Source organism: Salinicola sp. RZ23 (assembly GCF_003206675.1).
GTDB classification, from domain to species: Bacteria; Pseudomonadota; Gammaproteobacteria; order Pseudomonadales; family Halomonadaceae; genus Salinicola; species Salinicola endophyticus.
In genome coordinates this window covers 63,246-80,276 of sequence record NZ_PZJK01000007.1, presented here as the reverse complement: position 1 = coordinate 80,276, position 17,031 = coordinate 63,246, and the positions used below count along the sequence as shown (strand labels likewise).

The 17,031-nt window shown below is 66.1% G+C and carries 21 protein-coding genes and 1 tRNA gene; 13 read left to right on the top strand and 9 right to left on the bottom strand.

Going from position 1 to position 17,031, the window contains the following annotated elements:
* Window position 1 precedes the first annotated feature (1 nt).
* The 4 genes from purE to DOM67_RS06540 form a co-directional block, all read right to left on the bottom strand.
* The gene (gene purE, locus DOM67_RS06555) at window positions 2-520 is read right to left on the bottom strand and encodes a 5-(carboxyamino)imidazole ribonucleotide mutase (protein WP_110674847.1); all 519 of its coding nucleotides are present in this window, start codon (window positions 518-520) and stop codon (window positions 2-4) included.
* Between the two features lie 154 nt (window positions 521-674).
* Entirely contained in the window at window positions 675-905 is a 231-nt protein-coding gene (locus tag DOM67_RS06550; RefSeq protein WP_035473994.1) for a DUF1653 domain-containing protein, read from the bottom strand.
* Complete coding sequence (gene tcdA / locus DOM67_RS06545; RefSeq protein WP_110674846.1) at window positions 898-1,779, bottom strand: tRNA cyclic N6-threonylcarbamoyladenosine(37) synthase TcdA; 882 nt, start codon at window positions 1,777-1,779, stop codon at window positions 898-900. Before tcdA ends, DOM67_RS06550 begins: the two co-directional genes overlap by 8 nt.
* On the bottom strand, window positions 1,776-2,588 hold the full coding sequence (locus DOM67_RS06540) for a pseudouridine synthase (protein ID WP_110674845.1): 813 nt from the start codon (window positions 2,586-2,588) through the stop codon (window positions 1,776-1,778). The genes tcdA and DOM67_RS06540 overlap by 4 nt, the downstream gene beginning before the upstream one ends.
* Window positions 2,589-2,713: 125 nt before the next feature.
* Here DOM67_RS06540 and DOM67_RS06535 point away from each other — a divergent pair, with 125 nt between their 5' ends.
* The 5 genes from DOM67_RS06535 to DOM67_RS06515 all read left to right on the top strand — a co-directional run bounded on the left by DOM67_RS06535 (window position 2,714) and on the right by DOM67_RS06515 (window position 6,526).
* Entirely contained in the window at window positions 2,714-3,427 is a 714-nt protein-coding gene (locus DOM67_RS06535) for a Sir2 family NAD-dependent protein deacetylase (RefSeq protein WP_110674844.1), read from the top strand.
* Between the two features lie 263 nt (window positions 3,428-3,690).
* Window positions 3,691-4,644 carry a bile acid:sodium symporter family protein gene (locus tag DOM67_RS06530; RefSeq protein WP_280951052.1) on the top strand — a complete coding sequence of 318 codons (954 nt, stop codon included), beginning with the start codon at window positions 3,691-3,693 and terminating at the stop codon, window positions 4,642-4,644.
* Between the two features lie 131 nt (window positions 4,645-4,775).
* Window positions 4,776-5,429 (top strand): glutathione binding-like protein, encoded by a 654-nt coding sequence (locus tag DOM67_RS06525; protein ID WP_110674842.1) that lies wholly within the window; start codon window positions 4,776-4,778, stop codon window positions 5,427-5,429.
* Between the two features lie 158 nt (window positions 5,430-5,587).
* Window positions 5,588-6,376: a tRNA-uridine aminocarboxypropyltransferase gene (locus DOM67_RS06520; protein ID WP_232825193.1), complete on the top strand. Its 789-nt coding sequence runs from the start codon at window positions 5,588-5,590 to the stop codon at window positions 6,374-6,376.
* A gap of 73 nt (window positions 6,377-6,449) precedes the next feature.
* Window positions 6,450-6,526 (top strand) — tRNA-Arg (locus DOM67_RS06515).
* Window positions 6,527-6,578: 52 nt separating this feature from the next.
* Here the strand turns inward: DOM67_RS06515 and DOM67_RS06510 are convergent.
* The 3 genes from DOM67_RS06510 to DOM67_RS06500 all read right to left on the bottom strand — a co-directional run bounded on the left by DOM67_RS06510 (window position 6,579) and on the right by DOM67_RS06500 (window position 8,640).
* The gene (locus DOM67_RS06510) at window positions 6,579-7,373 is read right to left on the bottom strand and encodes an aspartate/glutamate racemase family protein (protein WP_110674841.1); all 795 of its coding nucleotides are present in this window, start codon (window positions 7,371-7,373) and stop codon (window positions 6,579-6,581) included.
* Between the two features lie 24 nt (window positions 7,374-7,397).
* On the bottom strand, window positions 7,398-8,033 hold the full coding sequence (locus tag DOM67_RS06505; RefSeq protein WP_110674840.1) for a LysE family transporter: 636 nt from the start codon (window positions 8,031-8,033) through the stop codon (window positions 7,398-7,400).
* A gap of 73 nt (window positions 8,034-8,106) precedes the next feature.
* Entirely contained in the window at window positions 8,107-8,640 is a 534-nt protein-coding gene (locus DOM67_RS06500; RefSeq protein ID WP_157958803.1) for an N-acetyltransferase, read from the bottom strand.
* Window positions 8,641-9,061: 421 nt separating this feature from the next.
* On the opposite strand from DOM67_RS06500, the gene DOM67_RS06495 reads away from it, so the two are divergent.
* The 4 genes from DOM67_RS06495 (at window position 9,062) to DOM67_RS06480 (ending at window position 12,456) form a co-directional block, all read left to right on the top strand.
* Entirely contained in the window at window positions 9,062-9,685 is a 624-nt protein-coding gene (locus DOM67_RS06495) for a LysE family translocator (RefSeq protein WP_110674838.1), read from the top strand.
* Window positions 9,686-9,751: 66 nt separating this feature from the next.
* Window positions 9,752-10,219 (top strand): ASCH domain-containing protein, encoded by a 468-nt coding sequence (locus DOM67_RS06490; protein ID WP_157958802.1) that lies wholly within the window; start codon window positions 9,752-9,754, stop codon window positions 10,217-10,219.
* A gap of 105 nt (window positions 10,220-10,324) precedes the next feature.
* The gene (locus tag DOM67_RS06485) at window positions 10,325-12,106 is read left to right on the top strand and encodes a DUF748 domain-containing protein (protein ID WP_110674836.1); all 1,782 of its coding nucleotides are present in this window, start codon (window positions 10,325-10,327) and stop codon (window positions 12,104-12,106) included.
* A complete protein-coding gene (locus DOM67_RS06480; protein ID WP_198651739.1) occupies window positions 12,103-12,456 on the top strand; it encodes an aldehyde-activating protein in 354 nt (117 codons plus the stop codon). The genes DOM67_RS06485 and DOM67_RS06480 overlap by 4 nt, the downstream gene beginning before the upstream one ends.
* 42 nt (window positions 12,457-12,498) lie before the next feature.
* On the opposite strand, the gene DOM67_RS06475 is transcribed toward DOM67_RS06480, so the two are convergent.
* A complete protein-coding gene (locus tag DOM67_RS06475; RefSeq protein ID WP_110674835.1) occupies window positions 12,499-12,762 on the bottom strand; it encodes a type B 50S ribosomal protein L31 in 264 nt (87 codons plus the stop codon).
* A gap of 310 nt (window positions 12,763-13,072) precedes the next feature.
* Between DOM67_RS06475 and DOM67_RS06470 the strand changes: the two genes are divergently transcribed.
* Window positions 13,073-13,372, top strand: coding sequence for a hypothetical protein (locus DOM67_RS06470; RefSeq protein WP_110674834.1), 300 nt, complete (start codon window positions 13,073-13,075; stop codon window positions 13,370-13,372).
* Between the two features lie 161 nt (window positions 13,373-13,533).
* Window positions 13,534-13,899, top strand: coding sequence for an STN domain-containing protein (locus DOM67_RS06465; protein ID WP_157958801.1), 366 nt, complete (start codon window positions 13,534-13,536; stop codon window positions 13,897-13,899).
* A gap of 57 nt (window positions 13,900-13,956) precedes the next feature.
* Here DOM67_RS06465 and DOM67_RS06460 read toward each other — a convergent pair whose 3' ends face one another.
* A complete protein-coding gene (locus DOM67_RS06460; protein ID WP_110674832.1) occupies window positions 13,957-14,235 on the bottom strand; it encodes a hypothetical protein in 279 nt (92 codons plus the stop codon).
* A gap of 193 nt (window positions 14,236-14,428) precedes the next feature.
* Between DOM67_RS06460 and DOM67_RS06455 the strand changes: the two genes are divergently transcribed.
* Both DOM67_RS06455 and DOM67_RS06450 read left to right on the top strand, forming a co-directional pair.
* A complete protein-coding gene (locus tag DOM67_RS06455; RefSeq protein WP_110674831.1) occupies window positions 14,429-15,316 on the top strand; it encodes a CHAD domain-containing protein in 888 nt (295 codons plus the stop codon).
* A gap of 127 nt (window positions 15,317-15,443) precedes the next feature.
* Window positions 15,444-16,991: a BCCT family transporter gene (locus DOM67_RS06450; protein ID WP_110674830.1), complete on the top strand. Its 1,548-nt coding sequence runs from the start codon at window positions 15,444-15,446 to the stop codon at window positions 16,989-16,991.
* Window positions 16,992-17,031: the final 40 nt, after the last annotated feature.

The window sequence follows — 17,031 nt, the reverse complement described above, 5'->3', positions numbered from 1 at the left end:
ATCAGCTCTCGCTCTGGTCGTGGTCGGGGGTGCTGGGGCGCGGATCGGGAGACTCGAGCACCTTGCGCGTCTGCTCGGCGCGGTAGGCTTCCAGCGCGGTGCGGACTTGCGGGTCGTGGTTGGCCAGCATGGCGGCGGCGAGCAGCGCGGCATTGATCGCCCCGGCACGGCCGATCGCCAGCGTGGCGGTGGGGATACCCGCCGGCATCTGCACGATCGAGAGCAGCGAGTCGACCCCGGAAAGCGTGCTCGACTTGACCGGCACGCCCAGCACCGGCAGGCGGGTCTTGGCCGCGCACATGCCGGGCAGGTGCGCGGCGCCGCCGGCGCCGGCGATGATCACTTCGAGCCCACGTTCGGCCGCGGTCTCAGCGTACTCGAACAGCAAATCCGGGGTGCGGTGGGCGGAGACCACCTGGGTTTCATGCTCGATGCCGAGCTGTTCCAGGGTCTCGACGGTATGGCAAAGGGTCGACCAGTCCGACTTGGACCCCATGATGACGCCGACGCGTACGCTCATGCTTCCTCCCGGGGGAAAGGCTCGACCGCCGCGGCTTGTGGGTTGTCAGGCGGCGTCGAGATACGGTTTGGAAAGCGGCGCATTATACCCGTCATGGGGCCGCGCAGACAGCCACTCTCGGGCGGAGAAATGCGGGCAGGACTTGACCGATCGGTCAGCGGAACGCCTTCTCCAGGGCGAAGCGCGGCACCGGTTCGCCGCTCACGTCGACCTGTTCGCAGAACATCTCCAGCGGCCGGGCCCAGAGACCGTAGTCGCCGTAGAGCGCGCGGTAGATCACCAGACGCTCTTCGCTCTCGCTGTGCTGGGCGACATCCAGCACCTCGTAGAGCTGGCCCTTGTAGTGGCGGTAGATGCCCGGAACCGGGCGGCTCGAATCACTCATGCGATGCGGACTCCTGCGTGGGGGAAGCAGCGGGCGAGGTGGCGTCCGGCTCGGCTACCGGGGGGCTCTCGGCGCCAGCTTCGGGCGCCGCCTGGGCGCGCCGCGCCAGCCGGCTGAGTACCCGCGCGGCGGCGGTGAAGCCGAAGCTGCCGGTGACCACGCTCACCGCGCCGAAACCGGCGGCACAGTCGAGCCGGGTGGCCTGACCCGGTGCCGGCTTGTGCTGACACACCTCGCCATCGCTGCCAGGGTAGACCAGTTGTTCGTCGGAGTAGACGCACTCGATGCCGAAGCGGCGCTTGGGATTGCGCGAGAAGCCGTAATCCCGGCGCAGCTTCGAGCGCACCTTGGCCAGCAGCGGATCGTGCTCGGTGCGGGTGAGATCCGCCACCTGGATACGGCTCGGATCGCTCTGGCCACCGGCGCCGCCGGTCACCGTGATTGCCAGCTTGCGCCGCTGGCAGTAGTGAATCAGCGCCGCCTTGGCGCCGACGTGGTCGATGGCATCGATCACGTGGTCGGCGTCGGCAGGGATGCGCTCGGCCAGATTGGTCGGGGTGATGAAGGCTTCATCGGCGACCACCTGGATACCTGGCCAGATCGCGCGGCAGCGCTCCGCCAGCACCGCCACCTTGGGCTTGCCGATCTCGCCGTCGAGGGCGTGGAGCTGGCGGTTGACGTTGGAGACGCAGACATCGTCGAGATCGATCAGGGTGAGCTTGCCGATGCCCGAGCGCGCCAGCGCCTCGGCGCTCCAGCTACCCACGCCGCCGACCCCGACCACTACCACATGGGCGTAGCGAAAGGCGTGGGCGGCGCGGGTGCCATAGAGGCGGCGGATACCGCCGAAGCGGAAGTCGTAGTCGTCGGTCATGGGCTCTCGGGGTTCGGTTCTGCCAGCGTCGCGGTGGCGGCCTGGGCGACGCTGGGCGGGTCGAAGCGGGCGCTGTCGCTACCGGTGTGGGCCTGCCAGCCGAAGCGCGCCAGCAGCGCGGCGAAGGCGGCATCCGGCGCCGCGGTCAGCGTCAGCCAGCGCTCGGCATAAGGGTGCCACAGGCGCAGCTCGGCAGCGTGCAGCAGCAGATGCGGGCAGCCTAGATGATCGCGAAAATAGCGATTGTGGATACCCTTGCCATGCTTGGCATCGTTGATGATCGGATGCCCGCAGCGCGCCAGATGGCGGCGGATCTGGTGGCGCCGGCCGGTCTCCGGGCGCGCCTCCATCAGCGCGTAGCGCGACTGCGGATAACGTTCGATCGCCACTGGAATCTCGACGCAGGCGAGCCGGCGCAGGTGAGTCAGCGCCGGCTGGGCCGGCATTTCCGCCTTGGGCCGGATGCCATCCTCCTCGCGCAGCGGGGCGTCGACGCTCAGCGCCTCCGGCCCCCAGCCGCGCACCACCGCCAGATAGCGCTTGGTCACCAGTTTGTCGGTGAACGCCTGGGTCAGTGCAGCGGCGGCCTGGGAGTCGAGCGCGAACACCAGCACGCCGCCGGTGGGGCGGTCGAGCCGGTGCACCGGAAAGACGTGCTGGCCGATCTGGTCGCGCAGGGTCTGCATCACGAAACGCGTCTCGCCGCGGGCCAGGGCAGTGCGATGCACCAGCATCCCCGGCGGCTTGGCCACCGCGATCAGCTGGGCGTCGCGATAGATCACTCGAAGGGGCGGCGTGGCGGCGGTCATCGAAATTGTCGGGGTCGTGGCGTGGGGCGCTATTGTCGGGGCTGGGCAGGGCGATCTCAAGTGTCGCCACGGCGGTGCCGTGCTAGGGTGCCCAGACAAGCGATGCGCCAACCCAGGGATCTTCCATGACCGACACTCGCTCCCTTCACCTCGTCGTGCTCACCGGTGCCGGCATCAGCGCCGAGAGCGGGCTCAAGACCTTTCGTGACGGCGACGGCCTGTGGGAGAACCATCGGGTCGAGGATGTCGCCACGCCCCAGGCGTGGGCGCGCGATCCGGCCAGCGTGCTGCGCTTCTACGACGAGCGTCGCGAGCAGACCCGCCGGGCCCGGCCCAATCCCGCCCACCGCGCACTGGCCGAGCTGGAAGCGGCCGGCTTCCGGGTCGACGTGATCACCCAGAACATCGACGACCTGCACGAGCGCGCGGGCTCGACCCAGGTGCTGCATCTGCATGGCGAGATTCTGCTGGCGCGCTCCTCGGTCGATGATGGCCTGCGCTATCCGCTCACCCGCGGCGGCATCGCCCTGGGCGATCTCTGCGACAAGGGCAGCCAGCTGCGCCCGGACGTGGTCTGGTTCGGCGAGTCGGTGCCGCGCTACGCCGAAGCCTGCGATATCGTCGCCGAGGCCGATGCGCTGCTGGTGGTCGGCACCTCGCTGGCAGTGATGCCGGCGGCGCTGCTGCTCGAACAGGCACCGCTGGACGCCCCCTGCTGGCTGGTCGACCCCCAGGCGCGAGACCTCGCCCCGCCGGGCGTAGCGCCCATCGCTGAACCCGCCAGCCAGGGCGTGCCGACCCTGGTGGCGCATTGGAAGGCCCAGGGCGGGTTCGAGTAGTGGGGCCGAGTCGCGGCTCTCGATGAGAAGCTTCGACTGAGGGCTTTGAATGAGGACTTCGAGCAGGCATGTCGACGAGACGCTTCGATGAGCGCTTTCCCGAAGCGCTGAGGCCAGCGATGCCTGGCATCGGCGCCCGCCGAGCGGGTTCGGCTTTCGCCGGCCCGGGCCTTGCGGCATGATAGCCGGCTAAGGAATAGGCGCCAAAACAGACGCCAAGAGCCGTGCGAAGCGGCCACCACGATCATTCAACGCCAGGACACATCGTCATGTTCGAACGCATCAACCGGCTGTTCCCGGTCTGGGCCATCCTGCTGGCCACCCTCGCTGCCTTCCAGCCGCAGCTCTTCGTCGGCTTCAAGGCCGATATCAAGATGCTGCTGGTGGTGATCATGTTCGCCATGGGTCTGACCCTGACCCGCGAGGACTTCGCCCGCGTGGTCAAGGCACCCAAGCCGGTCGCCGTCGGGGTCGTCCTGCAGTTCTTGATCATGCCGCTCGCCGCGCTGCTGGTCTCCCGGGTGCTCGGCCTGGGGCCGGAACTCACCACCGGCATGGTGCTGGTCGGCGCCACCGCCGGCGGCACCTCGTCCAATGTCATGACCTGGCTCTCGGGTGGGCACGTGGCACTCTCGGTGACCATGACCATGGTCTCCACGGTGATCTCGGTGGTGGCCACTCCCTTCATCACCTGGCTGCTGGTCGGCCAGAGCATCGATGTGCCGGTACTCGGCATGCTGCTGAGCATCGCCCAGCTGGTCATCGCCCCGATCGCCCTCGGCGTGGTGTTCCACCATCTGCTGGGCGCGCGTATCCGCAAGATCGAATCGGCCCTGGCGACGCTGGCCATGGCGGCGATCGTGATGATCATCGCCATCGTGGTCGCGCTCAACGCCGGCAATCTGGCGACCCTGGGGCCGATCGTGGCGCTGGCGGTGATCGCCCATAACGCCATCGGGCTGGCGGGCGGCTACTGGCTCAGCCGCGCGCTGGGCTTCGATATCCGCACCGCGCGCACCATCGCCTTCGAGGTCGGGCTGCAGAACTCCGGCCTCGCGGTGGCCCTGGCCAACCAGTTCTTCACCGCTGGCGCGGCACTCCCCGGGGCGCTCTTCTCGGTCTGGCACAACGTCTCCGGCTCGCTGCTGGCCGGCTACTGGAAACAGCGCGGCGTGCCCGCGGCGAAGCAGCCAGAGGCCGAGCGCACACAGGGCTGAGCGCCTGATACGGTCTCGTCCTCGCGCGGCTTCATACTCGCGCGAGTTCGTCCCCACGCGGTTTCGTACTCATAACCAAAGCCCCGGGCCCTCCGGCTCGGGGCGAGGGCTCACCCAAGGAGATACTCGAGATGGCGGATCTGAAACTCTTCTACGCACCTGGCGCTTGTTCGCTCGCCTCGCACATTGCACTGGAGGAAGTGGGCGCCGAGTTCGAGGCGGTGCGCATCGACACCGCCGCGGGCGAGCAGCGCTCGGCGGACTATCTGCGCATCAACCCCAAGGGGCGGGTGCCCGCGCTGGCGGTGGGGGAGACGGTGATCACCGAGAACCCGGCGATCCTGCGCTATGTGTCGCAGCGCTTTCCCGAGTCGGTGCTGTGGCCGAGCACGCTGCTGGAAGATGCCCGCTGTGCCGAGTGGCTCGCCTTTCTCGCTTCCGGCGTGCACCCCATCTACGCCCACGTGCGCCGTCCCGAGCGCTACGCCACGGGTGACGCGGCCAAGGCCGATGTGGTCGAGACCGCCCGCCGCAGCACCCGCGAGCTGTTCGAGATGATCGAGGCGCGCCTGGCCGAGCGCCCGGACGCCTGGGCACTCGGGGAGCGCTACAGCGTCGCCGATGCCTACCTCTTTGTCTTCTGGCAGTGGGGCGCCGGCGCCGTGCTCGGCTACGACATGGCCAGCGACTTCCCCGCCTGGAGCCAGCACGCCCGGCGCATGCTCGCCCGACCCGCCGTCGGCCGCGCTCTGGCACGCGAAGGGCTCGACATCCCGACACCCTGAGCTATCCCGCTGCACCCAGGACGGGGTGATGGCATCACCTGTGGTCGCATAACTTTCCTTGATTGCTGCGCTTGGTACGCCGCGCAAAGTGATAGACTGCGCGGCCTTTCAGACTGGCTGGAGAGCGGCACCCGATGCGAGACGATGCCGACACGATGATGGCGCCCCAAGCGCGCGATCCCGAGACGACCCACGCGGCGCAGGACCCGGCGACCGGCCACCCGCGCCCGCCGCGGCGCGAGTTCAAGGCCCGTGGCAGTTTCGTCGAGCGCTGTGACGGTTGCCGCCTGCCGGTGCTCAACTGTCTCTGCCCCTACCGGGTGAGCACCACCAGCGAGGCCGAGGTGTGGCTGCTCACGCACCCGCTGGAGCACAACAAGCCGACCAACACCGGCCGGCTGATCGCCGACGTGCTGCCGCAGACCCAGGTGTTCGACTGGCACCGTACGGCGCCGGACGCGGGGCTGCTCGCACTGCTCGCCGACCGCCGCTACGTGCCCTTCGTGATCTTTCCCGACGACCAGCCGGACTACCAGCACCGGGTGGTCGACGAGCGCGCCGTGGTCGGCGTCAAGCAGGATGGCTTCATTCCCGTTTTCATCCTGCTCGACGGCACCTGGCGCCAGGCGCGGCGGATCTTCCGCAAGAGCCCCTATCTGGACGGCCTGCCGGTGTTACCGCTGCACACCGACCGCCTGACCCGCTACCGCCTGCGCAAGCCCGCCTCTGCTTCGCATCTGTGCACCGCCGAGGTTGCCGCCGAGCTGCTGCGCAAGACCGGTGACGGGGTAGCCGCCGACGTGCTCGACGACTACTTCGACGCCTTCAACGAAAGCTACGCCGCGAGCCGCTTCTACCACAAGATCGACAAGCCCAGCGCCCCCATGCAGCGGCTGCTCGACCGCCGCATGGCCGGCAGCGCCCACCTCGTCAATCCGCGCGGCTGAGCCCGCCGCCTTCGGCTCGAGCCGGCAGGCGGCTCGCTTGAGGGGGGCTTGGGTGTTATCGTCTCCGCCGTGCGCCCGAATAGCTCAATTGGATAGAGTACCGGCCTTCGAAGCCGTGGGTTGCAGGTTCGAGTCCTGCTTCGGGCGCCATTCCTTCCGCGTTACCTGCCTCGCCTCCTTGATCCGGGCACTCGAGACGTACTCACGCCACCTTCTCGAGCGGTAGCTCGACGCCCAGGCGGGCCAGCATGCGTTGAAAATCCGCCAGGCTGTAGCGTTCATCCTCGGTTACCAGGGCGCGGATGCGGCCGCTGCCCGGCGTGCCTTCGCCCAGACCGGCGACAATCGTCTCGGCGGGATCGAGGAAGCGGCAGCCGGGACTGGCGGTCTCGAAGAACCCCTTGAGCCAGGGCAGGTGCGTGCTCGATAGTGTCAGCACCTCGAGCCCCGGCACCCGGCGATGCAGCGTTGTGACGAACTCGTTCACCTGCGCCTGCGTCCCCTCGGGGTCGAACAGAAAGGCGCCACTCTCCACCAGTTCCACCATCGCTGAGGCATCGATCAGGCTCACGGCCTCCGGCGCCGACGTCTGCCTGGCCACGAAGCTGCGCAGTTCGTCACTCTCGATCAGCGAGCGCACACCCATGATGCCGACCTTGCCATGCGGGGCGAGCGCCAATGCCTCGGCCAGGGGCGGAAAAACGCCGAAGAGCGGCAGCGTAGTGAGCGGTCGCACTCGCTCCAATACCGTGATTGAGGGTGCATTCGACGCCATCACGATGGCCGAAGGGGAGAAGCCTTCCAGAAAGCGCAGGGTGCGTGCCATCACCTCGGCGAGTTCGTCTGGCTCTTTACTGCCGTAGGGAAAGCTGGCGCGGTCGGCGAAGTAGATCACGTCCTGCCGGGGCAGGCGGCGCTGAATCTCCGCGACGATGGCATAGCTGCCGATACCGGCATCGAAGACGGCGATAGGGCGATTCAAGGCGCTCTCTGGCATGGAACGGTTCCCATAACGATGAATTCAGCGGTGCGACACGGCCAGGGCTCCCCCGGCGGCGACGAACAGGCTACCGGTGGTGCGATTGAACAGCCGCACGCGACGCGGTGTGGCGAACCAGCGGCTCACGCTGGAGCCGACCGAGGCGTAGGTGGTCATGGTGGCTAGATCGACGACGAGCCAGGTCAACGCCAGGATCGCGAACTGCGACCACTGTGGCTGGCCAAGGTCGATGAAGTTGGGAAAGAGCGCGCCGAAGAACAATAGATCCTTGGGATTGCTGATGCCCACGGTAAAACCCTTGGTGAACAGACGCCCTGGGCTCTGCCCAAGCGTGGGTGACGCGCTGTCTCCGGGTGGTACCGCGGGCGCTGCCGCCGGGGCCCGCCACGCCTGCACGCCGAGATAGATCAGGTAGGCCGCACCGACGACCTTGAGCACCAGGAAAGCCGTTTCCGAGGTGGCCAGAATGGCCCCGAGGCCCAGCGACGAGAGCGCCATCAAGGCGAGCGATGCCAGCGCGCCACCCACCACGGTGGCCAGGGCACGGCGGCGCCCGTGACGTAGCCCGTGATGCATGCAGAGCAGGGCGACCGGCCCGGGGAACAGAATCAGCGCGGTGATGACGCCGAGATAGGTGATCCAGAGGGCGAGGTCCATCGTGTGATTCCTTGTCTTGAAAACGTGCGCCAAGCGCTACCTGAGTGATCGTCTCGATAAGTGCGGGCTGGCGCTAAGACGCGACAGCGCCGTTCAGGCGGCGCTTCATGATGTAGTCGTTATCCACCACATCGCCCATGCGAAATTCGTGAACGCCATCGATCACGAAACCGAGTTTCTTATAGAACGCGATCGCGGTGAGATTGTGCTCCCACACCCCCAGCCACAGGAGGGTGGCGTCACGCCGCGCGGCGATCTCCTGCGCCTTGTCGTAAAGAATTCGGCCGTAGCCTTGCCCCTGTAGTGACGCGAGCAGGTAGATTCGCTCTATCTCCAGCGCATCCTTATCGTGATGCTCGGTTTGCGCCTCACCCCAGTTCACCTTGAGGTAGCCGCCGCATACGCCGTCGACTTCCAGCAGCCAGAATTCGGACTGGCCGTTCGCGATTTCGGTCGCCAGGTTCGAAGACGCGAAGGCGGATTCGAGGTACTGCGCGATGACCTGGGCCGGGTAGTGAGGCGCAAACGTCTCGGTGTAGGTGGCTCTACCAATGGCAGCCAACACATCGATGTCTTGTTCGGACGCCTGTCTGACGGTCGGGGGCATAGGTCCTCGCGTTATAATGCACATGGGGCGATGGGGATAGAGACTACAGCACGCGAACGGACCCAATGTCAGTACTCCTGGGCTGCCAATGCCTCACCAGTTGGGTGGCCAGCACCGCCACAGCCATCGTTAGCAGATGGCGACGTCCACCGGGTCTCTTCCTCTTGGCATCGATTGAGGCGGGCCGCGTAGCAGGCCTTCGAATCGAGCTTACCGCAGCGCCAGCGGGGCTGTCGCATTGGTCTGGTGGGTTACCGTCTCGAGAAAGCTGAAACCAACATAGGCGTTGCGGTGGTGTCGGGCAGTATTGCATTCGCTTCAAAAGCGATAGCCTGGGCCAAATCAGCCGCTATCACGACTTGTCCCAGTAGGCCGCTTCGACACCCAGCGGCTCGAACCCATATCCGTAGGGCAGCTTCCCATGAACCTCCACCAACTCTGGCTCTTTCTCCCGGCCTGCTTCGCGCTGAATATGGCCTTTGGTCCCAACAATCTGCTGGCAACGACCAATGCCGCACGGGTCGGGCCGTTGAAGGCGGTGTTGGCCTCATTGGGGCGGATCGCGGCGTTCATCCCGATGATCGCTGTGGCCGGGGTCGGAATGGGGACGCTGCTGACGACCTCGATATGGTTCTTTCTGATCGTCAAATGGGCCGGCGCCGCCTATCTGGCCTGGCTCGGGATCAAGCTGCTGATGAGCCGGCCGCAGACGGTCGAGGTCGCGAGTGGGGCGCCGCAGTCGCTCTGGCGGCTCATGCGCCAGGAGTTCCTGGTGGCGGCCGGTAACCCCAAGGCGATTCTGATCTTCACCGCCTTTCTGCCGCAGTTCGTGGTGGCAGAGCACTATGCGGCGAGCTTCACTCTGCTGGGCGCGCTCTTCTTGCTGATGGAACTGGTCGCCGTGGCGGTCTATGCCATCCTGGGTAGCCGCATCGGCCGCTATCTGCGCGGTGGGCGCACCTTGCAGTGGTTCAACCGGGTCAGCGGCGCTTTGATGCTGGCGTTCAGCGTGGGCATCGTGGCGATGAAGCGGCCGGTGGCATAACGGGTTGTGGATGGCGTTGGCCTGGCAAAGGGCATGGCAGCAAGGCAATACGATGAGACTTTGGAGATGACACCACGTCAGCAGGCGTTCGTGGCGGCTTTTCTGGCCACGCTTGAGGAACCGGAGCGGCGCCGGGCATCTGCGATTCAGCCCGATATGTTCTGTGACAATCGGGCCGACGCGGATGAGTGCGCGCGTCTGGTCGATCAAGGGATCAAGCGTGCGAGCTGTAGTCTGTTGGCGGCCTACGAGATCGAGGGTGTCGATAGACCAGCGCCCGGCGCCTTCACGCTGGTGGTCGATTGGGCCCAGAACCCGGTATGCGTGATCGTGACGACCCAGGTGGAGATCGCGCCTTTCGATCAGGTCTCCGCCGAGTTCGCTTATCTCGAGGGAGAGGGTGACCGCTCGCTCGCGCAGTGGCGGGAGACCCACCGCCGCTATTTCGAGCGTGCGGCCAGCCAGCTCGGTATCTCCTTCAGCCCGCAGGATCTGCTGTTGTTGGAGCAGTTCGAGAAAGTCTATCCCCTCTGATCTCCCTGCCGCCGGGCTGTGTGAAATCCTCTCCGGCGCTTCCGCTGTGGGTTGCTACGCTCAATAGGCAATCGAGTGGTTTCACCGACGCAAGGGAGCGTGTTCATGGCTAGCGCGACTCGACGCCGCTGGGTCGGCGTTTTTACCGTGGCGCTCGTGCTGCTGTTTCTTGCCATCGTGGTCGGGCCCTGGGCGTTGACGAAGTGGGCGGAGAGTCACTTTTCCCGTTCGCTGGGTGAGTCGGTCACGCTGGAGCGCCTCTCTTTCAATCCTTTCACCGCCACGGCGTCGTTCTCGTCACTGCGTATCGGCAGCGACAAGACGCCGATGCTCTCGGCCGCGTCGGGCCGGGTGGCGTTCGCCTGGGATAGCCTGTGGCAGCCGGGTATTCATATCGATTCCGTCATCCTGGGCTCGCCGCATCTGCATCTGGTCTCGCCCCCTTCCGGGCCGCTCAACGTGACGACGCTGGGAGCGACGTCTGGATCGGCCGGTGCCGGGCAGCCGATGCCGCTGACCATCGATCGGATCAGCGCCGAGCATGGGCGGATCGCCTGGGTCGATCAGGCGGCCACGGGGCAGCCCAAGACTCAGGCGGACGAGGTCGATCTCACGCTCCATGGATTTCAGCGGCCGGGTGGCGGCCCGATGCAGGGGCAGGCCACGGCGTCCCTGGGTGGTGGCCAGCTCGATCTCGAGGGGAGTTTCGGCCTGCTGCCGCTGAGCGGCGATCTCACGCTGAAGGCGCGGCAGGTCAACGCCGCCGCGCTCGACCCTTGGTTGACCCGGGCGTTGCCGGCGCGAGTGGTGGGCGGTCAGTTCTCGCTCGATGGCAGGCTGCGCTTCGGGCAGGCGGTGGCTACCGCCGTGGCCTATCAGGGCGGGGTGACGCTGAATGGCTTCGAGACCCAGGGGTCGCAGGGCCAGCCGCTGTTCTCGGTGCAACAGGGCGTGGCCAAGCAGGTCGATTTCGCCAGCGGCGACCACCTCGTCGTCGGCTCGCTGGCACTCACGGCGCCCAAGTTGAATGCGCTGGTGGATGATCAGGGGCGCTTCAATCTGACGGCGCAGTTCGGCGGCCAGCAGGCACAGGCGGGGCAGGCCCAGACTCAGAGCAACCAGGAACAGACTCGGACTAGCCAGAACCCAAGCGATGGGGGCCAGAGCCAGAGCAGCCAGAAACAGGGCGGCCAGGACCCAAGCAACGGGCATCAGAACCCAAATAGCCAAGCTGATCGTCAATCCGGCGGTATGGCGCTGGCGCTGAACCAGATGCATATCGAGCAGGGCGAGATGACGTTCGAGGATCGCCGCATGTCGCCGGTGGTGTCGCTGGATATCGGCCAGTTGCAGGGCCAACTGACGGGCTTCGATACCCGCACCGCCAAGCCCGCCCAGTACCATGTCAACGGCAGCGTGAGCGATGGTACCCCGGTGATGATCGAAGGGGACGTGAGCTTTGGCGACACCCTCGGCGCGCGTATGCATTTGACCACCGAGCGGCTGGCGCTGTCCCAGTTCGCTCCCTATATCCGGCGCTTCGCGGGCTATCGTATCGAGCATGGCAGCGCCGATCTCGATCTCCACTATCGCTTGGAGGATGGCGCGCTGACAGCGCGCAACCACATTATCCTCAAGCAGCTCGACCTCGGTCGTGAGATCGACCCGGACGCCAGCTCGCTGCCGCTGAAGAATCTGGTGGCGCTGCTGCAGGCAGAGAACGGGGTGATCAATCTGAACATCCCGATCGATACCACCGTCAACGGCAGTCAGGTGGATATGAGCGTGGTGATCTGGCAGGCGATCTCTGAGTCGCTGGGGAATATCGTCACCTCGCCGATCGATTCGCTGCAGGCGCTGATCGGCTCCCCCGAGAAGGGCTCATGACCACGCCAGGGCAACTGACGCTGCGCTGCGACTGCGGCAATCTCGAGATCACTGCGCCGATACCGGCGCAGGTGACCGTCTGCAACTGCGGGATCTGCCGTCGCTACGCTGCGCTCTGGGCCTACTACTCCCCCGGCGAGGTCACCCTCCAGGTCGACGAGGCGGGGGTTGCCCTGTGGCAGCGCGGTGACCGCGAGATCGAGTTCGTGCGCTGCGCCCGTTGCGGTTGTGTCAGCCACTACCGCACGCTGCCCGGTGATCCCGATCCGCTGATCGCGCTCAATGCGCGGCTGGCGGAGCCGGCGCTGGCGGGCGTTCCGGTGCGCCAGGCGGACAACGCCTCGCGCTGAGCGGGCGCAATGAAAAGCCCGGCGCGATGGCCGGGCTCGACATCACTTGCGACGGGCGGCGGCGATGCTGCCGAAGCGGCGCTGGAACTGGGCGGCGCGGCCTTCGCTGCCGACTTCGCGCTGCTTGCCGGTGTAGAAGGGGTGCGAGGCGGAGGAGATATCCAGACGGACCACCGGGTAGGTGTTGCCGTCTTCCCACTCCATGGTTTCGTCCGAGCTCATGGTCGAGCCGATCTTGAAGTACTTGTCGACGCTGGTGTCGTGGAAGATCACCGTGCGGTATTCGGGATGGATACCGTCTTTCATGCTCTTTCTCCTGTAGCGATGATGGCTGGGTCAATGAGATCTGGGTCACTGATCCAATAGTGTTATGTTATCACATAGCTGTGTAGGTGAGTCCAGCAGGCGAGTCCAGCCGGTGAGTCTGCAGGGATGGGATTGCCATCAGCGGCGCCCCCGTTCCTGTAGCCATGGCATCGCCAGGACGAGACTGTCCCATGACGCCTCAGCGACCTGCCGTTATCTGGGCGAGTCACCCGCCTACGTTCGTCAGCGCCGATCCGGTATCATCGTCGCGCTTTCTTGCGTTCTTCTCTTTCTCTGACAGGCAGCGGATATGCATAACGTCTACGTTCCCGTGGTGGGGATCCTCCTCGTCTTTGGTGCCATCTTCGGTTATCAGGCCTTTAACGATAGCCAGGTCGATGACAACGTGGCGCAACTGATCGCCACCCAACGCGGGGTGGAGAAGGTCGAGGTGAAGGATCTCGACTCGGTGCAGAAAGGCTACGGCCTGTGCGGCCAGTACCGGGTAGCGGGGGAGACGGCCTATGCGCCGTTCTACTACAGCCAGGTGGATGATCGGGTCACGCTCGACACCCAGGCCAAGTCTTACCAGAAGTACTGCAGCCGCTGAGCCCAGTGCGGAGAACATGGCGATAGCTGATGACCCAATGGCTCTGTCGCATTGCCGGTCGAGAAGCGTGGATCGAAAGACCCGAAGCGAGAGATCGGGATCGAGAGATGTAAATCGAGAAGCGGATATCGAGAGGTGCAGTTCAAGTCATGGAGATCACGATGCGCAGACGTCTTGCGGTACTGGCAGCCGGTTTGGTGAGCGCGACGCTACTCGGCGGCTGCGCCCCGGCGCCAACGGCTTCGTCGGCCTCGGCTGCGCCGGAGGCATCGGCGGCAGCTACGCCGAGGGGCGCCTGCGACAAGCCGGCGGCAAACCCCATCCCGTCTCAGCGCTTCGATGAGACCGTACAGCAACTGGCGCACGCCACAGGGTGTTTCATCGACACCGATCTGGCCCGCACCGGGGCGGTCCGTGTCCACGCTGTCAGCGAGGCCATGAGCATTCGACAGGCGCTGGAGAAGGCGCTGGCGGGCACGTCGCTCGATATCGTCGCGCAGACACCTAACCGTATCACGGTGCGCTGACGCGCCGCCTGACTGCCGACTCGCCCGGCCACAGCGGCGGCCGGGCGGAGGTGCGGTTCAAATCTGCTGGAAGCGCTCGATACGATCGCGGATCGCGACTTCGGGGCCGACCAGATCGGTGAGGTCGCTTTCCGTCAGGCCAATATGGGTATGCCCGCGGGCGATGGAGACATAGGTCTCGCCCTCGCGGATTGCCTCCTCGACCATCAGCGACAGCTCCTTGCGGTCGTTCAGTGACGCGGGGTCGAAGGGTTGCCGGGCACGCTGCTGCTGCAGGATCTGCTCCTTGCGGCAGCGGGTCAGCAGGCTTTCGGTGATGAACGGTGTACTCTTCACGGGATCGATCCCCCTCGGTCAGGTCCACCTTGAGACTAGAACCGAGTGAGAACTTCTCTCCATTACCATTTGGGCGAATAGAAGCCCTGTCACACCTGCCGCCCCTTGTTCTGCGACCCGCCTCCCCCGTCGCGCCCACCTGGTCTAGGCTATGAGGCGATGTATCTCGTGACTGCCAGAAGTGGAGATCTCCATGCCTTATCGCCTCGATCTCTCCCAGCCGCTGGAAGACGAAATCCGCCGGGTTGCCCTCGAGCAGATAGCCCGGGCGCGCCGTGCGCTGGCCGAGGAGCCGCCGGTGGAGGCGATCCACGAGCTGCGCAAGCGCTGCAAGAAGATTCGTGCACTGCTGCGTCTGGTGCGCCCGGCGCTGGGCAAGCGCTACGCCCGCGAGAATCGGCGCTTTCGCGATCTGGCACGGCAGGTTTCGGGCCGGCGTGACGAGCAGGTCTTGCTCGAGACCTTCGATGCGCTGCTGGCGCACTACCGTAGCGATGTCGACCGCCGCCACTACTCAGCGATTCGAGGGCGGCTGAAGGCGCGCCGCGAACGCACCCTGGCCGGTGAGGGCGCAGTGGATAACGTCGCGTTGGAAGCCGCCCTCGACGAGGCGAGCCAGGCGGTGACCAGTTGGCGTCTACAGGGGGTGGATCTGGCCGCCTGGCAGGCTGGGCTCGTGGCAACCTATCAGCGCCTGGGGCAGGCGGGCGAGAGCGCCGCGGAGGAGGGCAGCGTGGCGGCGTTCCACGAGTGGCGCAAGCGGGTGAAGTACCACCGCTACCACTGCGAGCTGCTGCGTCCGCTGTGGCGGGCAGAGCTGACGGTGAGAGCAGAGGAGGCGCATCGGCTGTCGGATCTGCTCGGCGAGGATCACGATTTGGCGATGCTGGCGGCGGCGCTGGACGACGACGACATGCAGCGCCTCTCTGCCGAGCGGCGCCAGGCGCTGGGCTCACTGGTGGCGCGTCGCCGCCTGAGACTGCAGGGTGCCGCCATGCCGCTCGGCACGCGGCTGGCGGCGGAGTCGCCCAAGGCCCTGGGCAAGCGTTTCAAGCGCTATCGCCGGGCGCTGCAAGGTTGAGCGCAAGCCGGTGAAGACGCAGGCGAATACGGGGATATAGCGAGCACGTCGGAGTATTTGGCGCTTGCCGTCCGTAGCGCGGATCGGTAGGGTGGCGCGCTTCATGCCTAACGAACGCTCCCCTCATATGACTTCCGATCCCAACGCGCCATCGTCCAAAGGTGGCCGTTTTGGCGACCCCGTCGTACTCGTGCTCACTGTGGGTTTCATCGTGCTGTTCGTCGCCGCTTCGGCGATTGCTCCGGACACCGTGGCGCATCTGATCGACGTCGGCTTCACCCAGTCCGCGCGGCTGTTCGGTAGCACCTTCCAGCTCTTGATGCTGTTGACCTTCTTCATCGCCATCGGTGTGGCGCTCTCTCCGGCTGGCCGCGCGCGCATCGGCGGGCTCGACAAGCCGGACATGAGCACCTTCCGCTGGGTGTCGATCATCCTGTGCACGCTGCTGGCGGGGGGCGGGGTCTTCTTCGCCGCCGGCGAGCCGATCTATCACTTCGTGGTCACGCCGCCAGCGTTCGATACCCAGGCGGGTACGCCGGCGGCGGTGCCGAACGCGCTGGCCCAGGCCTTCTTCCACTGGGGCTTCACCGGCTGGGCCATTCTCGGCACGCTGCCGGTGTGTATTCTCTCGCACCAGCACTATCAGCGTGGCTTGCCGCTGCAGCCGCGCACGCTGCTGGCGCCGGTGATCGGCGACAAGCGGATGAAAGGTGTCCTCGGTGGCGTCATCGATGCCATCTGCGCCATCGCGGTGACCGCCGGCACGGTGGGGCCGCTAGGCTTCCTGGCGACCCAGGTCAGTTTCGGGCTCCACGATCTGTTCGGCTTTCCCCGCGGTTACGAGGTGCAGCTGATGATCCTCGTCGGCCTGGGGGCGATCTACGTCACCTCGGCGGTGACCGGGATCGACCGCGGTATCCAGTTTCTCAGCCGCTTCAATGTGATCTGGGCCATGGTCCTGGGGGGCGTGATCCTGGTGCTGGGGCCGACCCTGTTCTTGGTCAATAGCTGGTTCCAGGGCTTCGGATCCTATCTCAGCCACTTCTTCGAGCTCTCGACCCTGACCACGGTCACCGCGCCGCTGGGCTGGCTGAAGTGGTGGACGGTGTTCTTCTTCGCCTGGTTCGTCGGCTTTGCGCCGCCGATGGCGATCTTCGTCACCCGTATCTCCCGCGGGCGTACCATCCGCGAGATGATCATCGCCACCGCGGTGCTGGCGCCGATCGTGACCACCGTGTGGTTCACCCTGCTCGGCGGCTCCGGCATCTTCTACCAGCTGCATGGGGTGATCGATCTGGCCGAGCCGCTCAAGAACTTCCAGTTCGACGTGGCCACGCTGACGGTGGCGCAGGCGCTGCCCGGCGGTACCTGGATGGCGCTGGCGGTGCTGGTGCTCACCACTATCTTCGTCGCCACCACCGGCGACTCGATGAGCTATGCGGTCTCGGTGGTGTGCGCGGGGCACGACGACCCGGGCGTGGCGCTGCGCGCCTTCTGGGGTGTCACCTTCGCGCTGATGGCGGCGATCCTGCTCTACATGGGTTCGGGCCAGGTCAGCGTACTGCAGCAGTTCCTGGTGATCCCGGCGGTGCCGGTGGCCTTCCTGCTGATTCCCACCCTGTGGCACGGGCCGCGGGCGGCGTATGCCATGGCCAGGGAGCAGGGTGTGCTCTGAGACCCAACGTCAGAGGGTGTTTACAAAGTCGACGCCCAGA

Bases quoted from the DNA above. Each gene is read 5' to 3' on its own strand.
- DOM67_RS06505 (WP_110674840.1), bottom strand. From the start codon at position 8,033: ATGGACCTCGCCCTCTGGATCACCTATCTCGGCGTCATCACCGCGCTG.
- DOM67_RS06550 (WP_035473994.1), bottom strand. From the start codon at position 905: ATGAGTGATTCGAGCCGCCCGGTTCCGGGCATCTACCGCCACTACAAG.
- DOM67_RS06540 (WP_110674845.1), bottom strand. From the start codon at position 2,588: ATGACCGCCGCCACGCCGCCCCTTCGAGTGATCTATCGCGACGCCCAG.
- DOM67_RS06500 (WP_157958803.1), bottom strand. From the start codon at position 8,640: ATGCCCCCGACCGTCAGACAGGCGTCCGAACAAGACATCGATGTGTTG.
- DOM67_RS06475 (WP_110674835.1), bottom strand. From the start codon at position 12,762: ATGAAAGACGGTATCCATCCCGAATACCGCACGGTGATCTTCCACGAC.
- DOM67_RS06455 (WP_110674831.1), top strand. From the start codon at position 14,429: ATGCCTTATCGCCTCGATCTCTCCCAGCCGCTGGAAGACGAAATCCGC.
- DOM67_RS06480 (WP_198651739.1), top strand. From the start codon at position 12,103: ATGACCACGCCAGGGCAACTGACGCTGCGCTGCGACTGCGGCAATCTC.
- DOM67_RS06465 (WP_157958801.1), top strand. From the start codon at position 13,534: ATGCGCAGACGTCTTGCGGTACTGGCAGCCGGTTTGGTGAGCGCGACG.
- DOM67_RS06490 (WP_157958802.1), top strand. From the start codon at position 9,752: ATGACACCACGTCAGCAGGCGTTCGTGGCGGCTTTTCTGGCCACGCTT.
- purE (WP_110674847.1), bottom strand. From the start codon at position 520: ATGAGCGTACGCGTCGGCGTCATCATGGGGTCCAAGTCGGACTGGTCG.
- DOM67_RS06510 (WP_110674841.1), bottom strand. From the start codon at position 7,373: ATGCCAGAGAGCGCCTTGAATCGCCCTATCGCCGTCTTCGATGCCGGT.
- DOM67_RS06470 (WP_110674834.1), top strand. From the start codon at position 13,073: ATGCATAACGTCTACGTTCCCGTGGTGGGGATCCTCCTCGTCTTTGGT.
- tcdA (WP_110674846.1), bottom strand. From the start codon at position 1,779: ATGACCGACGACTACGACTTCCGCTTCGGCGGTATCCGCCGCCTCTAT.
- DOM67_RS06450 (WP_110674830.1), top strand. From the start codon at position 15,444: ATGACTTCCGATCCCAACGCGCCATCGTCCAAAGGTGGCCGTTTTGGC.
- DOM67_RS06535 (WP_110674844.1), top strand. From the start codon at position 2,714: ATGACCGACACTCGCTCCCTTCACCTCGTCGTGCTCACCGGTGCCGGC.
- DOM67_RS06485 (WP_110674836.1), top strand. From the start codon at position 10,325: ATGGCTAGCGCGACTCGACGCCGCTGGGTCGGCGTTTTTACCGTGGCG.
- DOM67_RS06495 (WP_110674838.1), top strand. From the start codon at position 9,062: ATGAACCTCCACCAACTCTGGCTCTTTCTCCCGGCCTGCTTCGCGCTG.
- DOM67_RS06525 (WP_110674842.1), top strand. From the start codon at position 4,776: ATGGCGGATCTGAAACTCTTCTACGCACCTGGCGCTTGTTCGCTCGCC.
- DOM67_RS06520 (WP_232825193.1), top strand. From the start codon at position 5,588: ATGGCGCCCCAAGCGCGCGATCCCGAGACGACCCACGCGGCGCAGGAC.